The organism is Escherichia sp. KTE172 (assembly GCF_000408845.1).
GTDB lineage: Bacteria > Pseudomonadota > Gammaproteobacteria > Enterobacterales > Enterobacteriaceae > Escherichia > Escherichia coli.
The window spans coordinates 600,936-615,175 of sequence record NZ_KE137316.1 but is presented as its reverse complement, the minus strand read 5'-3'; the positions used below and the strand labels follow the sequence as shown (position 1 = coordinate 615,175).

The following is a 14,240-nucleotide window of genomic DNA, read 5'->3' as shown; positions in this document are numbered from 1 at the left end:
GCCTTCCTGCAACTCGAAATCCATAGAGTAAATAAACATCACCTTTCAGTGCGCTATTGCAGCCGCCTGAAAGAATAGTGTATCGACCTACATCACAGACCGCAGGAAAGGGTCAATATAATGATTCCACAGATTTCCCAGGCACCCGGCGTCGTTCAACTGGTGCTTAATTTTTTGCAAGAGCTGGAGCAACAGGGGTTTACCGGCGATACGGCGACAAGTTATGCCGATCGTCTGACAATGTCGACCGACAACAGTATTTACCAACTTCTCCCCGATGCGGTGGTATTTCCGCGTTCAACCGCAGATGTGGCGCTGATCGCCCGTCTTGCCGCGCAGGAACGCTATTCATCGCTGATCTTTACCCCCCGCGGCGGCGGCACCGGCACTAACGGTCAGGCGCTCAACCAGGGGATTATTGTTGATATGTCCCGCCATATGAACCGCATCATCGAAATTAACCCTGAAGAGGGCTGGGTGCGCGTTGAGGCCGGGGTGATAAAAGACCAACTCAATCAGTACCTGAAACCGTTCGGCTACTTTTTTGCGCCGGAGCTTTCGACCAGCAACCGGGCAACGCTCGGCGGGATGATCAATACCGATGCATCCGGTCAGGGATCGCTGGTCTATGGCAAAACGTCAGATCACGTACTTGGCGTACGCGCGGTGTTGTTGGGGGGCGATATTCTCGATACGCAATCTTTACCCGTCGAACTGGCAGAAACGCTGGGTAAAACCAATACCGCAATCGGGCGAATTTATAACACGGTTTATCAACGTTGCCGTCAGCAACGCCAGTTAATCATCGACAACTTCCCCAAACTTAACCGCTTTCTTACCGGTTACGATCTGCGTCATGTCTTTAACGATGAGATGACCGAGTTCGACCTGACGCGCATTCTGACGGGTTCAGAAGGGACGCTGGCCTTTATTACCGAAGCGCGGCTGGATATTACGCCCTTGCCTAAAGTGCGCCGTCTGGTGAACGTCAAATATGACTCTTTTGACTCCGCGCTGCGTAACGCGCCGTTTATGGTTGAGGCGCGGGCGCTTTCGGTAGAGACGGTGGACTCAAAAGTGCTGAATCTGGCGCGGGAAGATATTGTCTGGCATTCCGTCAGCGAGTTGATTACCGATGTGCCTGACAAAGAAATGCTCGGGCTGAACATTGTGGAATTTGCTGGTGATGATGAGACGCTGATTGATGAGCGAGTAAATGCACTCTGTGCGCGGCTGGATGAACTTATCGCCAGTCAGCAAGCAGGTGTGATCGGCTGGCAGGTATGCAGTGAGCTGGCAGGTGTTGAGCGTATTTATGCGATGCGCAAAAAAGCTGTCGGCCTGCTCGGTAATGCCAAAGGAGCAGCCAAGCCAATTCCGTTTGCTGAGGATACCTGCGTACCGCCGGAACATCTGGCAGATTATATTGCTGAATTTCGCGCGCTGCTCGACAGCCACGGCTTAAGCTACGGTATGTTCGGTCACGTCGACGCAGGTGTCTTGCACGTCCGTCCGGCACTGGATATGTGCGATCCACAACAAGAGATTTTGATGAAGCAAATCTCTGATGACGTGGTGGCGCTGACTGCGAAATACGGTGGCTTGTTGTGGGGCGAGCACGGCAAAGGTTTTCGCGCTGAATACAGCCCGGCGTTTTTCGGTGAGGAACTTTTTGCAGAACTGCGCAAAGTGAAAGCGGCATTTGACCCGCATAACCGACTCAACCCTGGGAAGATTTGCCCGCCAGAAGGTCTCGATGCGCCGATGATGAAAGTGGACGCGGTGAAGCGCGGTACATTCGATCGGCAGATCCCCATTGCGGTACGCCAGCAGTGGCGCGGTGCGATGGAGTGTAACGGCAACGGTTTATGCTTCAACTTTGATGTCCGTAGTCCGATGTGTCCGTCGATGAAGATCACCCAGAACCGGATTCATTCACCGAAAGGGCGCGCAACGCTGGTGCGTGAATGGCTGCGCTTGTTGGCGGATCGCGGCGTTGACCCACTCAAACTGGAACAAGAACTGCCTGAATCCGGCGTCAGTTTGCGGACGTTAATTGCCCGCACGCGCAATAGCTGGCATGCGAATAAAGGCGAATATGACTTCTCCCACGAAGTCAAAGAGGCGATGTCGGGCTGTCTGGCCTGTAAAGCTTGTTCGACCCAGTGCCCCATCAAAATTGATGTGCCGGAGTTTCGCTCTCGTTTTCTGCAGCTCTATCACACCCGTTATTTACGCCCTCTGCGCGACCACCTTGTCGCTACGGTCGAGAGCTACGCACCGCTGATGGCACGCGCGCCGAAAACCTTTAACTTCTTCATTAACCAGCCGCTGGTGCGCAAACTCTCGGAAAAACATATTGGCATGGTTGATTTGCCGCTGCTGTCGGTCCCCTCGCTGCAACAACAAATGGTGGGGCATCGCTCGGCGAATATGACGCTGGAACAGCTTGAAGCTCTCAATGCAGAGCAGAAAGCGCGCACGGTGTTGGTGGTGCAGGACCCCTTTACCAGCTATTACGATGCGCAAGTGGTGGCGGATTTTGTCCGTCTGGTCGAAAAATTAGGTTTCCAGCCTGTGTTACTGCCATTTTCGCCAAATGGCAAAGCCCAGCATATCAAAGGCTTTCTTAATCGTTTTGCGAAGACGGCGAAAAAGACGGCGGATTTCCTCAACCGTATGGCGAAGCTGGGGATGCCAATGGTGGGCGTCGATCCGGCGCTGGTACTTTGTTATCGCGATGAATATAAACTGGCGCTGGGCGAGGAACGTGGCGAGTTTAACGTCTTACTGGCGAATGAATGGCTGGCAAGCGCACTTGACTCACAGCCAGTGGCTACAGTCAGCGGTGAATCATGGTATTTCTTTGGTCACTGTACCGAAGTTACCGCTTTGCCGGGCGCGCCAGCACAATGGGCCGCGATATTTGCCCGTTTTGGCGCGAAACTGGAAAATGTCAGCGTGGGTTGCTGCGGCATGGCAGGGACTTACGGACATGAAGCGAAAAACCATAAAAATTCGCTCGGGATCTATGAGTTATCCTGGCATCAGGCGATGCAGCGACTGCCGCGTAATCGCTGTCTGGCGACCGGATATTCCTGCCGTAGCCAGGTAAAACGGGTCGAAGGCACGGGGGTACGCCATCCTGTGCAGGCTTTACTGGAGATTATTAAATGATATGGAAACGAAAAATCACCCTGGAAGCACTGAATGCCATGGGTGAAGGAAACATGGTGGGGTTGCTGGATATTCGCTTTGAACATATTGGTGATGACACCCTTGAAGCGACAATGCCAGTAGACTCGCGGACAAAGCAGCCTTTCGGGTTGCTGCATGGAGGGGCATCCGTGGTACTGGCCGAAAGTATCGGTTCCGTTGCCGGTTATTTATGTACCGAAGGTGAGCAAAAGGTGGTTGGTCTGGAAATCAATGCTAACCACGTCCGCTCGGCACGAGAAGGGCGGGTGCGCGGCGTATGCAAACCGTTGCATCTCGGTTCGCGTCACCAGGTCTGGCAGATTGAAATCTTCGATGAGAAAGGGCGTTTGTGCTGTTCGTCACGATTAACGACCGCCATTTTGTGACGTTGTCACCAGAAAAGTGTGACGCATATTGCTTTTGGTTATTATCTGCACAGTAAACGGTGGTATACTGTGCAGGTCTTGTCTAAAAGCGAGGATGCTATGTCTACTCAACTTGATCCCACCCAGCTGGCCATTGAATTTTTACGCCGTGACCAGAGCAATCTTTCACCTGCCCAATATCTCAAACGTCTGAAACAACTAGAACTTGAATTTGCTGACCTGCTTACTCTCTCTTCTGCTGAATTAAAAGAAGAAATCTACTTTGCCTGGCGTCTGGGCGTGCATTGATCCTGACTTAATGCTGCAATTTCGCCAAATCGACCTGGATTAACCTCCGTCCAGGTTCGATAACCTTCTTAATACTGCTTATCTAACCGCCTGATATTGTTCAAAAATAATACTAATCGCAGTTTGTGTTAAAACGACGGCTTAGCTTTATGAGATTATTCTTATCGCCCCTTCAAGAGCTAAGCCACTGAGAGTGCCGGAGATAAGCGCCGGATGGGGTAGAAACCCTTAAGCCTGTGTCGCACAGACTTAAGGGTTTTCTTATTTCTGAACGCTGCACTTTTTTACCTATCTCTTAAATAGTCATTTTCAATACAACTTTTTCTTTTTCATCACAGCCTTAATGCTCCTTAGATAATAATCATTATCTAACAATGAGATACCTAATTCTTAGCGTGCCTGTTAACCCACACATCAGGGTCTATGCTTATTAAAAGCAAGAAAAAAGCATGTTTTACGGTAAAGCCCCTGCGTTTGCTGGGTTGAACTGATAATCATTATCACTAACATGCTGTTATACGCTGAAAGCGATGAAGTGAGGTAAATCGATGGACATGCATTCAGGAACCTTTAATCCACAGGATTTCGCCTGGCAGGGCTTAACGCTGACACCCGCAGCCGCTGTCCACATACGCGAGCTGGTGGCAAAGCAGCCGGGTATGGTCGGCGTGCGCTTAGGCGTGAAGCAAACGGGCTGCGCGGGCTTTGGCTATGTGCTCGACAGTGTTAGCGAGCCGGACAAAGACGATCTGCTGTTTGAACACGACGGTGCGAAGCTGTTTGTCCCGCTGCAAGCGATGCCGTTTATTGATGGCACGGAAGTCGATTTCGTTCGTGAAGGACTTAATCAGATATTCAAATTTCACAACCCTAAAGCCCAGAATGAATGTGGCTGTGGCGAAAGCTTTGGGGTATAGGCGGTACTATGTCTCGTAATACTGAAGCAACTGACGATGTCAAAACCTGGACCGGCGGCCCGCTGAATTATAAAGAAGGATTCTTCACCCAGTTAGCCACCGATGAGCTGGCAAAGGGGATAAACGAAGAGGTGGTGCGCGCAATTTCGGCGAAGCGTAATGAGCCGGAGTGGATGCTGGAGTTTCGTCTCAACGCCTATCGCGCATGGCTGGAGATGGAAGAACCGCACTGGTTGAAAGCGCACTACGACAAGCTGAATTATCAGGATTACAGCTACTACTCAGCACCATCGTGCGGTAATTGTGACGACAACTGCGCGTCTGAACCCGGCGCGGTGCAGCAAACTGGCGCGAACGCCTTTTTAAGTAAAGAGGTGGAGGCGGCGTTTGAGCAGTTGGGCGTTCCCGTGCGGGAAGGCAAAGAGGTGGCGGTGGACGCCATTTTCGACTCTGTTTCGGTTGCCACCACTTATCGCGAAAAACTGGCGGAGCAGGGAATTATTTTCTGTTCCTTTGGCGAGGCGATCCACGATCACCCGGAACTGGTGCGTAAATATCTCGGCACCGTGGTGCCGGGGAATGACAACTTCTTTGCCGCACTTAATGCGGCGGTAGCCTCTGACGGTACGTTTATTTATGTGCCTAAAGGCGTGCGCTGCCCGATGGAACTTTCCACCTATTTTCGCATTAACGCGGAAAAAACCGGGCAGTTTGAGCGCACCATTCTGGTGGCCGACGAAGACAGCTACGTCAGCTACATTGAAGGCTGTTCCGCTCCGGTGCGTGACAGCTATCAGTTACACGCGGCGGTGGTGGAAGTCATCATCCATAAAAACGCCGAGGTGAAATATTCCACGGTACAAAACTGGTTCCCTGGCGATAACAACACCGGCGGTATTCTCAACTTCGTCACCAAGCGTGCTTTGTGCGAAGGCGAAAACAGCAAAATGTCATGGACGCAATCAGAAACCGGGTCAGCGATTACGTGGAAATATCCCAGCTGTATTTTGCGCGGCGATAACTCCATTGGTGAGTTTTACTCAGTGGCGCTGACCAGCGGTCATCAGCAAGCGGATACCGGCACCAAGATGATCCACATCGGTAAAAACACTAAATCGACCATTATCTCGAAAGGGATCTCTGCCGGACATAGTCAGAACAGTTATCGCGGCTTAGTGAAAATCATGCCGACGGCAACCAATGCGCGCAATTTCACTCAGTGCGACTCAATGCTGATTGGCGCTAATTGTGGGGCGCATACCTTCCCGTATGTCGAATGTCGCAATAACAGCGCACAACTGGAGCACGAGGCAACAACATCACGTATTGGTGAAGATCAACTGTTTTACTGCCTGCAACGCGGGATCAGCGAAGAAGATGCCATCTCGATGATTGTTAACGGTTTCTGCAAAGACGTGTTCTCAGAACTGCCGCTGGAATTTGCCGTTGAAGCACAAAAACTCCTCGCCATCAGTCTTGAACACAGCGTCGGATAAGGAATAAACATGTTAAGTATTAAAGATTTACACGTCAGCGTGGAAGATAAAGCTATCCTGCGTGGATTAAGCCTCGACGTTCGTCCCGGCGAAGTTCACGCCATTATGGGGCCAAACGGTTCGGGCAAAAGTACCTTATCGGCAACGCTTGCCGGGCGAGAAGATTATGAAGTGACGGGCGGCGCGGTTGAGTTCAAAGGCAAAGATTTGCTTGCGCTGTCGCCGGAAGATCGTGCAGGTGAAGGCATCTTTATGGCCTTCCAGTATCCGGTGGAAATTCCCGGCGTCAGTAACCAGTTTTTCCTGCAAACGGCACTTAATGCGGTGCGCAGCTATCGCGGCCAGGAAACGCTCGACCGCTTTGATTTTCAGGATTTGATGGAAGAGAAAATCGCTCTCCTGAAGATGCCGGAAGATTTATTAACCCGTTCGGTAAACGTTGGTTTTTCCGGCGGCGAGAAAAAGCGCAACGATATTTTGCAAATGGCGGTGCTGGAACCGGAGTTATGTATTCTTGATGAGTCGGACTCCGGGCTGGATATTGACGCATTAAAAGTGGTTGCCGATGGCGTGAACTCGCTGCGTGACGGCAAGCGTTCATTCATCATTGTTACGCACTACCAACGCATTCTCGACTACATCAAGCCTGATTACGTCCATGTGCTGTATCAGGGACGAATTGTGAAATCCGGCGATTTCACGTTGGTCAAACAACTGGAGGAGCAGGGTTATGGCTGGCTTACCGAACAGCAGTAACGCGCTGCAACAGTGGCATCACTTGTTTGAAGCCGAGGGTGCAAAACGCTCCCCGCAAGCACAGCAGCATTTACAACAATTGCTGCGTACCGGACTGCCGACACGGAAACATGAAAACTGGAAATATACGCCGCTGGAAGGGCTGACCAATAGCCAGTTTGTCTGCATTGCGGGAGAGATATCCCCACAGCAGCGAGATGCCTTAGCGTTAACGTTAGACGCTGTGCGGCTGGTATTTGTCGATGGACGTTACGTGTCAGCACTGAGCGATGCAACTGAAGGCAGCGGATATGAAGTGAGCATTAACGATGACCGCCAGGGGTTACCCGACGCTATTCAGGCGGAAGTGTTTCTGCATTTGACGGAAAGCCTGGCGCATAGCGTGACGCATATCGCCGTGAAGCGCGGTCAACGGCCGGTAAAGCCATTGCTGTTAATGCATATAACCCAGGGCGTGGCAGGTGAAGAGGTGAACACTGCCCATTACCGACATCATCTGGATCTGGCGGAAGGTGCCGAAGCAACGGTGATCGAACATTTTGTCAGCCTTAATGATGCTCGTCATTTTACTGGGGCACGGTTCACTATCAATGTCGCAGCGAACGCCCACTTGCAGCATATCAAGCTGGCGTTTGAAAACCCGCTCAGTCACCACTTTGCCCATAACGATTTGTTGCTGGCAGACGATGCCACCGCATTTAGCCACAGTTACCTGCTGGGTGGCGCAGTGTTACGACACAACACCAGTTCGCAACTCAATGGCGAAAACAGCACGCTGCGGATCAATAGCCTGGCGATGCCGGTGAAAAACGAGGTGTGTGATACCCGTACCTGGCTGGAACACAATAAAGGTTTTTGTAACAGCCGACAGTTGCACAAAACTATCGTCAGCGACAAAGGCCGCGCGGTATTTAACGGTTTGATCAACGTCGCGCAGCACGCCATCAAAACGGATGGTCAGATGACCAACAATAATCTGCTGATGGGCAAACTGGCGGAAGTGGATACGAAACCACAGCTGGAAATCTATGCAGATGATGTGAAATGCAGCCACGGCGCGACGGTGGGGCGTATTGATGACGAACAGATGTTTTATCTGCGCTCGCGCGGGATCAATCAGCAAGATGCCCAGCAGATGATCATCTACGCCTTTGCTGCTGAACTGACGGAAGCACTGCGTGATGAGGGGCTTAAACAGCAGGTGCTGGCCCGAATCGGTCAACGACTGCCAGGAGGTGCAAGATGACTTTTTCCGTCGACAAAGTGCGGGCCGACTTTCCGGTGCTTTCGCGTGAGGTAAACGGTTTGCCGCTGGCTTATCTCGACAGCGCCGCCAGTGCACAGAAACCGAGCCAGGTGATTGACGCCGAGGCCGAGTTTTATCGTCATGGCTACGCGGCGGTGCATCGCGGTATTCATACCTTAAGCGCCCAGGCGACCGAGAAAATGGAGAACGTGCGCAAGCGGGCATCGCTGTTTATTAATGCCCGTTCGGCGGAAGAGCTGGTGTTCGTCCGCGGCACGACGGAAGGGATCAATCTGGTCGCCAATAGCTGGGGTAACAGCAATGTGCGGGCGGGCGATAACATCATCATCAGTCAGATGGAGCACCACGCTAACATTGTTCCCTGGCAGATGCTTTGCGCACGCGTTGGCGCAGAGCTGCGTGTGATCCCGCTCAATCCCGACGGTACGTTGCAACTGGAGACGCTACCTACGCTGTTTGATGAGAAAACTCGCCTGCTGGCAATTACTCATGTCTCCAACGTGCTGGGAACGGAAAATCCGCTGGCGGAAATGATCACGCTTGCGCATCAGCATGGCACAAAAGTACTGGTGGATGGCGCTCAGGCGGTGATGCATCATCCGGTGGACGTTCAGGCGCTGGATTGCGATTTTTACGTGTTCTCCGGGCATAAACTGTATGGCCCCACTGGGATTGGCATTCTTTATGTCAAAGAAGCCTTGTTGCAGGAGATGCCGCCGTGGGAAGGGGGCGGTTCTATGATCGCCACCGTCAGCCTGAGTGAAGGCACTACCTGGACCAAAGCACCTTGGCGGTTTGAAGCCGGTACACCCAATACCGGGGGCATCATTGGTCTTGGCGCGGCGCTGGAGTATGTGTCGGCGCTGGGGCTTAATAATATAGCCGAGTATGAACAGAATCTGATGCACTACGCGCTATCACAGCTGGAATCTGTACCGGATCTCACTCTCTATGGTCCCCAGAACAGACTTGGCGTTATTGCTTTTAATCTTGGTAAACACCACGCCTATGATGTTGGCAGTTTTCTCGATAATTACGGCATTGCTGTGCGTACCGGACATCACTGCGCTATGCCATTAATGGCCTATTACAACGTTCCTGCCATGTGTCGGGCGTCGCTGGCCATGTATAACACCCATGAAGAAGTGGATCGTCTGGTGACCGGCCTGCAACGTATTCACCGTCTGCTGGGATAACAGGGAGGCACTATGGCTTTATTGCCGGATAAAGAAAAATTGCTGCGTAATTTTTTACGCTGCGCCAACTGGGAAGAGAAATATCTCTACATTATTGAGCTGGGCCAGCGTCTGCCAGAATTACGCGACGAAGACAGAAGCTCACAAAATAGCATTCAGGGCTGCCAGAGTCAGGTGTGGATTGTCATGCGCCAGAATGCGCAGGGAATTATTAAATTGCAGGGCGACAGCGATGCGGCGATTGTGAAAGGGCTTATTGCGGTCGTCTTTATTCTCTACGATCAGATGACGCCGCAGGATATTGTCAATTTCGATGTGCGTCCGTGGTTTGAAAAAATGGCGCTCACTCAACATCTCACCCCATCTCGTTCACAAGGTCTGGAAGCGATGATTCGCGCAATTCGCGCCAAAGCCGCTGCACTTAGCTAAACTAAAGGAACAGCTTTCATCCGGTTGGCTCACATTGCCGGATGGTCAATGTTTACACTGACCTGCACAGGAGTGTTTTGGTTTCAGGTGAACATAAGCGCCATCCGACGTTTCAGCGTGAGTCTCCGGCAAATACAGGAGGTTTACAATGAAACGCGCGTCTTTGCTTACACTCACGCTTATCGGCGCTTTTAGCGCCATCCAGGCTGCCTGGGCGGTTGATTATCCGCTACCTCCAACCGGAAGCCGACTGGTTGGGCAAAATCAAACGTATACGGTGCAGGAAGGGGATAAAAACCTTCAGGCCATCGCCCGACGTTTTGATACTGCGGCAATGTTGATCCTTGAAGCCAATAACACTATCGCCCCGGTGCCAAAACCTGGTACGACGATAACTATTCCTTCGCAACTGTTATTACCTGATGCGCCGCGTCAGGGGATTATCGTTAACCTTGCAGAGCTGCGCCTTTATTATTATCCGCCGGGAGAAAATATCGTGCAGGTCTATCCGATAGGTATTGGTTTGCAGGGGCTGGAAACGCCAGTGATGGAAACGCGTGTGGGGCAGAAAATCCCTAACCCAACCTGGACGCCTACGGCGGGCATTCGTCAGCGTTCTTTGGAGCGTGGCATTAAATTACCGCCAGTCGTTCCTGCCGGGCCAAATAACCCGCTAGGACGTTACGCACTGCGCCTCGCGCATGGTAATGGCGAATACCTCATTCATGGCACCAGTGCGCCGGACAGCGTCGGTTTGCGCGTCAGTTCAGGGTGTATTCGCATGAATGCACCGGATATTAAAGCCTTGTTCTCCAGCGTGCGGACGGGAACGCCGGTGAAAGTGATCAACGAACCGGTGAAATATTCCGTGGAACCGAACGGGATGCGTTATGTTGAAGTACATCGACCACTATCGGCAGAAGAACAGCAGAACGTTCAGACAATGCCATACACACTGCCAGCAGGCTTTACGCAATTTAAAGACAATAAGGGTGTAGATCAGAAATTAGTCGATAAAGCGTTGTATCGTCGGGCAGGGTATCCGGTTTCGGTGAGCAGTGGAGCAACTCCCGCAGCCAGCAATGCGCCTTCAGTAGAGTCAGCGCAGAATGGTGAACCAGAGCAAGGGAATATGTTACGCGCGACGCAGTAGCGGTAAATGGCAGGCAAAAAAAATGGCGCACAATGTGCGCCATTTTTCACTTCACAGGTACTATTACTTGCGGTATTTAGTAGCCATGTTGTCCAGACGCTGGTTAGCACGAGCTGCGTCATCTTTAGCAGCCTGAACGTCGGAACGCATTGCGTTCACGTCGTTGCTCAGCTGGTCAACTTTAGCGTTCAGAGTCTGAACGTCAGAAGACAGCTGATCGATTTTAGCGTTGCTGGAGCAACCTGCCAGCAGAGTAGAACCCAGGATTACCGCGCCCAGTACCAGTTTAGTAGCTTTCATTATTAATACCCTCTAGATTGAGTTAATCTCCATGTAGCGTTACAAGTATTACACAAAGTTTTTTATGTTGAGAATATTTTTTTGATGGGAAGGCACTTATTTTTGATCGTTCGCTCAAAGAAGCATCGAACGCTGGGTTTTAGATAAAAAAATTGAGAGAAAACAGGATGCTTCCATCGGATTCATCTTAGATAAAGTGAGATTATATAGTGAAATCCGATTTGATTTTTTATTGCTTCTGGTTATCGATTAAATAAAAAAAGCGCCCATCAGGGCGCTTCGATATACAAATTAATTCACAAAAGCAATATTACAGGACGTGAACAGATGCGGTGTTAGTAGTGCCGCTCGGTACCAGTGCACCAGAAACCATAACTACGACGTCACCTTTGTGTGCCAGACCGCTCTGCAGAGCCAGTTCTTTACCCAGACGGTAGAAATCATCAGTAGAAGTGATCTCTTTAACCAGCTGCGGCACAACGCCTTTGCTCAGTACCAACTGATGAGCCGTTTTTTCGTTGGTGGTCAGTGCCAGGATGGTGGCATCCGGGAAGTATTTACGTACTGCGCGAGCAGATTTACCGCCCTGGGTAGCAACCACGATCAGCGGGGCATCCAGTTTTTCAGCAGTTTCAACGGCACCACGGCATACCGCTTCGGTAATGCGCAGTTTACGGTTGTCATTGTTGAACTCGAGACGGCTGTTCATCACGCGGTCGGTACGTTCGCAGATGGTCGCCATGATAGAAACCGCTTCCAGCGGGTATTTACCTTTTGCGGATTCACCAGACAGCATCACTGCGTCAGTACCGTCGAGGATGGCGTTTGCAACGTCACCGGCTTCTGCGCGAGTCGGGCGTGGGTTTTTGATCATGGAATCCAGCATCTGGGTCGCAGTGATAACGACTTTACGTGCACGGATACATTTTTCGATCATCATCTTCTGGGCGAAGATAACTTCTTCTACCGGGATTTCTACACCCAGGTCGCCACGCGCAACCATGATGCCGTCAGAGGCTTCGAGGATTTCGTCGAAGTTGTTGAGGCCTTCCTGGTTTTCGATTTTGGAGATGATGTGGATGTTTTCGCCGCCGTGCGCTTTCAGGTGCTCACGGATTTCGATAACGTCAGAACGCTTACGAATAAAGGAAGCAGCGACAAAGTCTACGCCTTGTTCGCAACCAAAGATCAGGTCCTGTTTGTCTTTTTCAGCCAGTGCTGGCAGGGCAATGGAAACGCCAGGCAGGTTCACACCTTTGTTTTCACCCAGGTCGCCGTTGTTCAGCACTTTACAGATAACTTTGTTACCTTCAATGGCAGTAACTTCCATACCGATCAGACCATCGTCAACCAGTACGGTGTTGCCAACAGACAGGTCAGTTGTGAAACCTTCATACGTTACCGCAACCATTTCGCTGTTGCCGATAACAGATTTATCAGTGGTGAAAGTAAAGGTCTGACCCGCTTTCAGAGAAACGTCGTTACCGCCTTCCAGTTTCATGGTGCGGATTTCCGGACCTTTGGTATCAAGCAGGATAGCGGCGGTTTTACCAGTTTTGCTCATCACGTTGCGCAGATTCTGAATGCGCTGACCGTGTTCTGCATAGTCACCATGAGAGAAGTTCAGACGCATAACGTTCATGCCAGCGTCCAGCATTTTAGCTAACATCTCTTCAGATTCGGTTTTCGGTCCGATGGTGCAAACAATTTTGGTCTTTTTCATGACAGTCTTAGTCTTTAAGTTGAGAAGGATGGGAGAAACTTGCTTTCTGGGCGCACTGCCGGAAAGCGAATCCGGTATTACGAAAGTGGTGGTGCCTCGCTCTAAGGATAGGTGACATCGAAAAAGCGTGCAGAGGAATGTGTGCTTGTGTCTCAGCCCAACGTGAGTGCCTGTTTTTGAGTCGTTGAGTTCTACAGTCCAAAGTGCTGAAACCATTCAAGAGTCAATTGGCGCGCATTATACGCTGAAATTAATCCAAAAGGAAAACAAAAACAGCGTTTCAAAAAATATACAACTTGTAAGACAATAAATTGTTATCAAAGATTTAACGTTCCAGGGAAAAGGTTACGCAAAAACTTCGCTGTTTGCGCAACGTCTGGTGCCGGGGTTGTCACTGTGAAGATAAGTGAAAGTTCATCCGGTGTATAAATACATCATCGCTCAATTGCTACAGTTAAAATAATTTATCGCGTTATTTGTCTGATTTTGTTTGATTTTTGTCTAATTGGTTAGATTGATATATGCTGATAGTTGGCATGATAAATAGGTATAAAGAATGGGAAATCGGACAAAAGAGGATGAACTGTACCGAGAAATGTGCAGAGTTGTCGGTAAAGTTGTGCTGGAAATGCGCGATCTGGGGCAGGAACCAAAGCATATTGTTATCGCAGGCGTATTACGTACAGCATTAGCCAATAAACGCATTCAGCGCAGTGAGCTGGAAAAGCAGGCGATGGAAACCGTCATTAACGCACTGGTAAAATGACCATTCAGGATGAGGCGGTAAGCTTCATCCTGATATTCTTGCTTCAGTTGCGGTCAAGTTAATCATTCTAAATAACAACTGCTGAAATTATACGAATTTCGGTATGTATTTTAATTTATAACGATAATGTTATTTTTATTTTCTGCAATGAACGTCACAAATAATTGTCGCTTAAGTTAAATTTATTTCAAATGATAATAAATATCAGTTCACTTATAATTTCTTGCTTTGTGATTTTAATTGATAACGATCAATGTTAAGGGCCCAGAATAATCACATTATTTTTTCTCCTAACCATAAAGGATTAGTTTATCAGCGTTAAATCTTTTCTCATACACTATCGGGTTAGGGAAAATATCTGGTGT

Annotated in this window: 14 protein-coding genes; 11 read left to right on the top strand and 3 right to left on the bottom strand. The window is 50.1% G+C overall.

The features are described 5' to 3' along the window. Positions 1-120: 120 nt before the first annotated feature. The 10 genes from G434_RS20660 to ldtE all read left to right on the top strand — a co-directional run bounded on the left by G434_RS20660 (position 121) and on the right by ldtE (position 11,086). Positions 121-3,177: a D-2-hydroxyglutarate dehydrogenase YdiJ gene (locus G434_RS20660; protein ID WP_000613027.1), complete on the top strand. Its 3,057-nt coding sequence runs from the start codon at positions 121-123 to the stop codon at positions 3,175-3,177. After that, a complete protein-coding gene (gene menI, locus G434_RS20665) occupies positions 3,174-3,584 on the top strand; it encodes a 1,4-dihydroxy-2-naphthoyl-CoA hydrolase (protein ID WP_000637986.1) in 411 nt (136 codons plus the stop codon). The genes G434_RS20660 and menI overlap by 4 nt, the downstream gene beginning before the upstream one ends. 99 nt (positions 3,585-3,683) lie before the next feature. Continuing rightward, positions 3,684-3,872 (top strand): YdiH family protein, encoded by a 189-nt coding sequence (locus G434_RS20670; protein ID WP_001296104.1) that lies wholly within the window; start codon positions 3,684-3,686, stop codon positions 3,870-3,872. Positions 3,873-4,420: 548 nt separating this feature from the next. Beyond that, positions 4,421-4,789 carry a Fe-S cluster assembly scaffold SufA gene (sufA, locus tag G434_RS20675; protein ID WP_000367171.1) on the top strand — a complete coding sequence of 123 codons (369 nt, stop codon included), beginning with the start codon at positions 4,421-4,423 and terminating at the stop codon, positions 4,787-4,789. An 8-nt stretch (positions 4,790-4,797) separates the two neighbouring features. Then, the gene (gene sufB / locus G434_RS20680) at positions 4,798-6,285 is read left to right on the top strand and encodes a Fe-S cluster assembly protein SufB (protein WP_001308677.1); all 1,488 of its coding nucleotides are present in this window, start codon (positions 4,798-4,800) and stop codon (positions 6,283-6,285) included. A 9-nt stretch (positions 6,286-6,294) separates the two neighbouring features. Continuing rightward, a complete protein-coding gene (sufC, locus tag G434_RS20685; RefSeq protein ID WP_000948865.1) occupies positions 6,295-7,041 on the top strand; it encodes a Fe-S cluster assembly ATPase SufC in 747 nt (248 codons plus the stop codon). Beyond that, entirely contained in the window at positions 7,016-8,287 is a 1,272-nt protein-coding gene (gene sufD, locus G434_RS20690) for a Fe-S cluster assembly protein SufD (RefSeq protein ID WP_000907971.1), read from the top strand. The genes sufC and sufD overlap by 26 nt, the downstream gene beginning before the upstream one ends. Beyond that, complete coding sequence (gene sufS / locus G434_RS20695) at positions 8,284-9,504, top strand: cysteine desulfurase SufS (RefSeq protein WP_000144587.1); 1,221 nt, start codon at positions 8,284-8,286, stop codon at positions 9,502-9,504. The genes sufD and sufS overlap by 4 nt, the downstream gene beginning before the upstream one ends. 12 nt (positions 9,505-9,516) lie before the next feature. Continuing rightward, positions 9,517-9,933 (top strand): cysteine desulfuration protein SufE, encoded by a 417-nt coding sequence (gene sufE, locus G434_RS20700; protein ID WP_001196534.1) that lies wholly within the window; start codon positions 9,517-9,519, stop codon positions 9,931-9,933. A gap of 148 nt (positions 9,934-10,081) precedes the next feature. Next, positions 10,082-11,086: a L,D-transpeptidase LdtE gene (gene ldtE / locus G434_RS20705; RefSeq protein WP_000817111.1), complete on the top strand. Its 1,005-nt coding sequence runs from the start codon at positions 10,082-10,084 to the stop codon at positions 11,084-11,086. Positions 11,087-11,149: 63 nt separating this feature from the next. On the opposite strand, the gene lpp is transcribed toward ldtE, so the two are convergent. The 3 genes from lpp to G434_RS30650 all read right to left on the bottom strand — a co-directional run bounded on the left by lpp (position 11,150) and on the right by G434_RS30650 (position 13,311). Then, positions 11,150-11,386 carry a murein lipoprotein Lpp gene (lpp, locus tag G434_RS20710; RefSeq protein ID WP_000648420.1) on the bottom strand — a complete coding sequence of 79 codons (237 nt, stop codon included), beginning with the start codon at positions 11,384-11,386 and terminating at the stop codon, positions 11,150-11,152. 310 nt (positions 11,387-11,696) lie between these two features. Then, positions 11,697-13,109 (bottom strand): pyruvate kinase PykF, encoded by a 1,413-nt coding sequence (gene pykF, locus G434_RS20715; RefSeq protein WP_001295403.1) that lies wholly within the window; start codon positions 13,107-13,109, stop codon positions 11,697-11,699. A 7-nt stretch (positions 13,110-13,116) separates the two neighbouring features. Further along, positions 13,117-13,311 (bottom strand): protein YnhH, encoded by a 195-nt coding sequence (locus G434_RS30650; RefSeq protein ID WP_240806354.1) that lies wholly within the window; start codon positions 13,309-13,311, stop codon positions 13,117-13,119. A 354-nt stretch (positions 13,312-13,665) separates the two neighbouring features. On the opposite strand from G434_RS30650, the gene fumD reads away from it, so the two are divergent. After that, a complete protein-coding gene (gene fumD, locus G434_RS20720; protein ID WP_000528342.1) occupies positions 13,666-13,875 on the top strand; it encodes a fumarate hydratase FumD in 210 nt (69 codons plus the stop codon). Positions 13,876-14,240 lie beyond the last annotated feature (365 nt).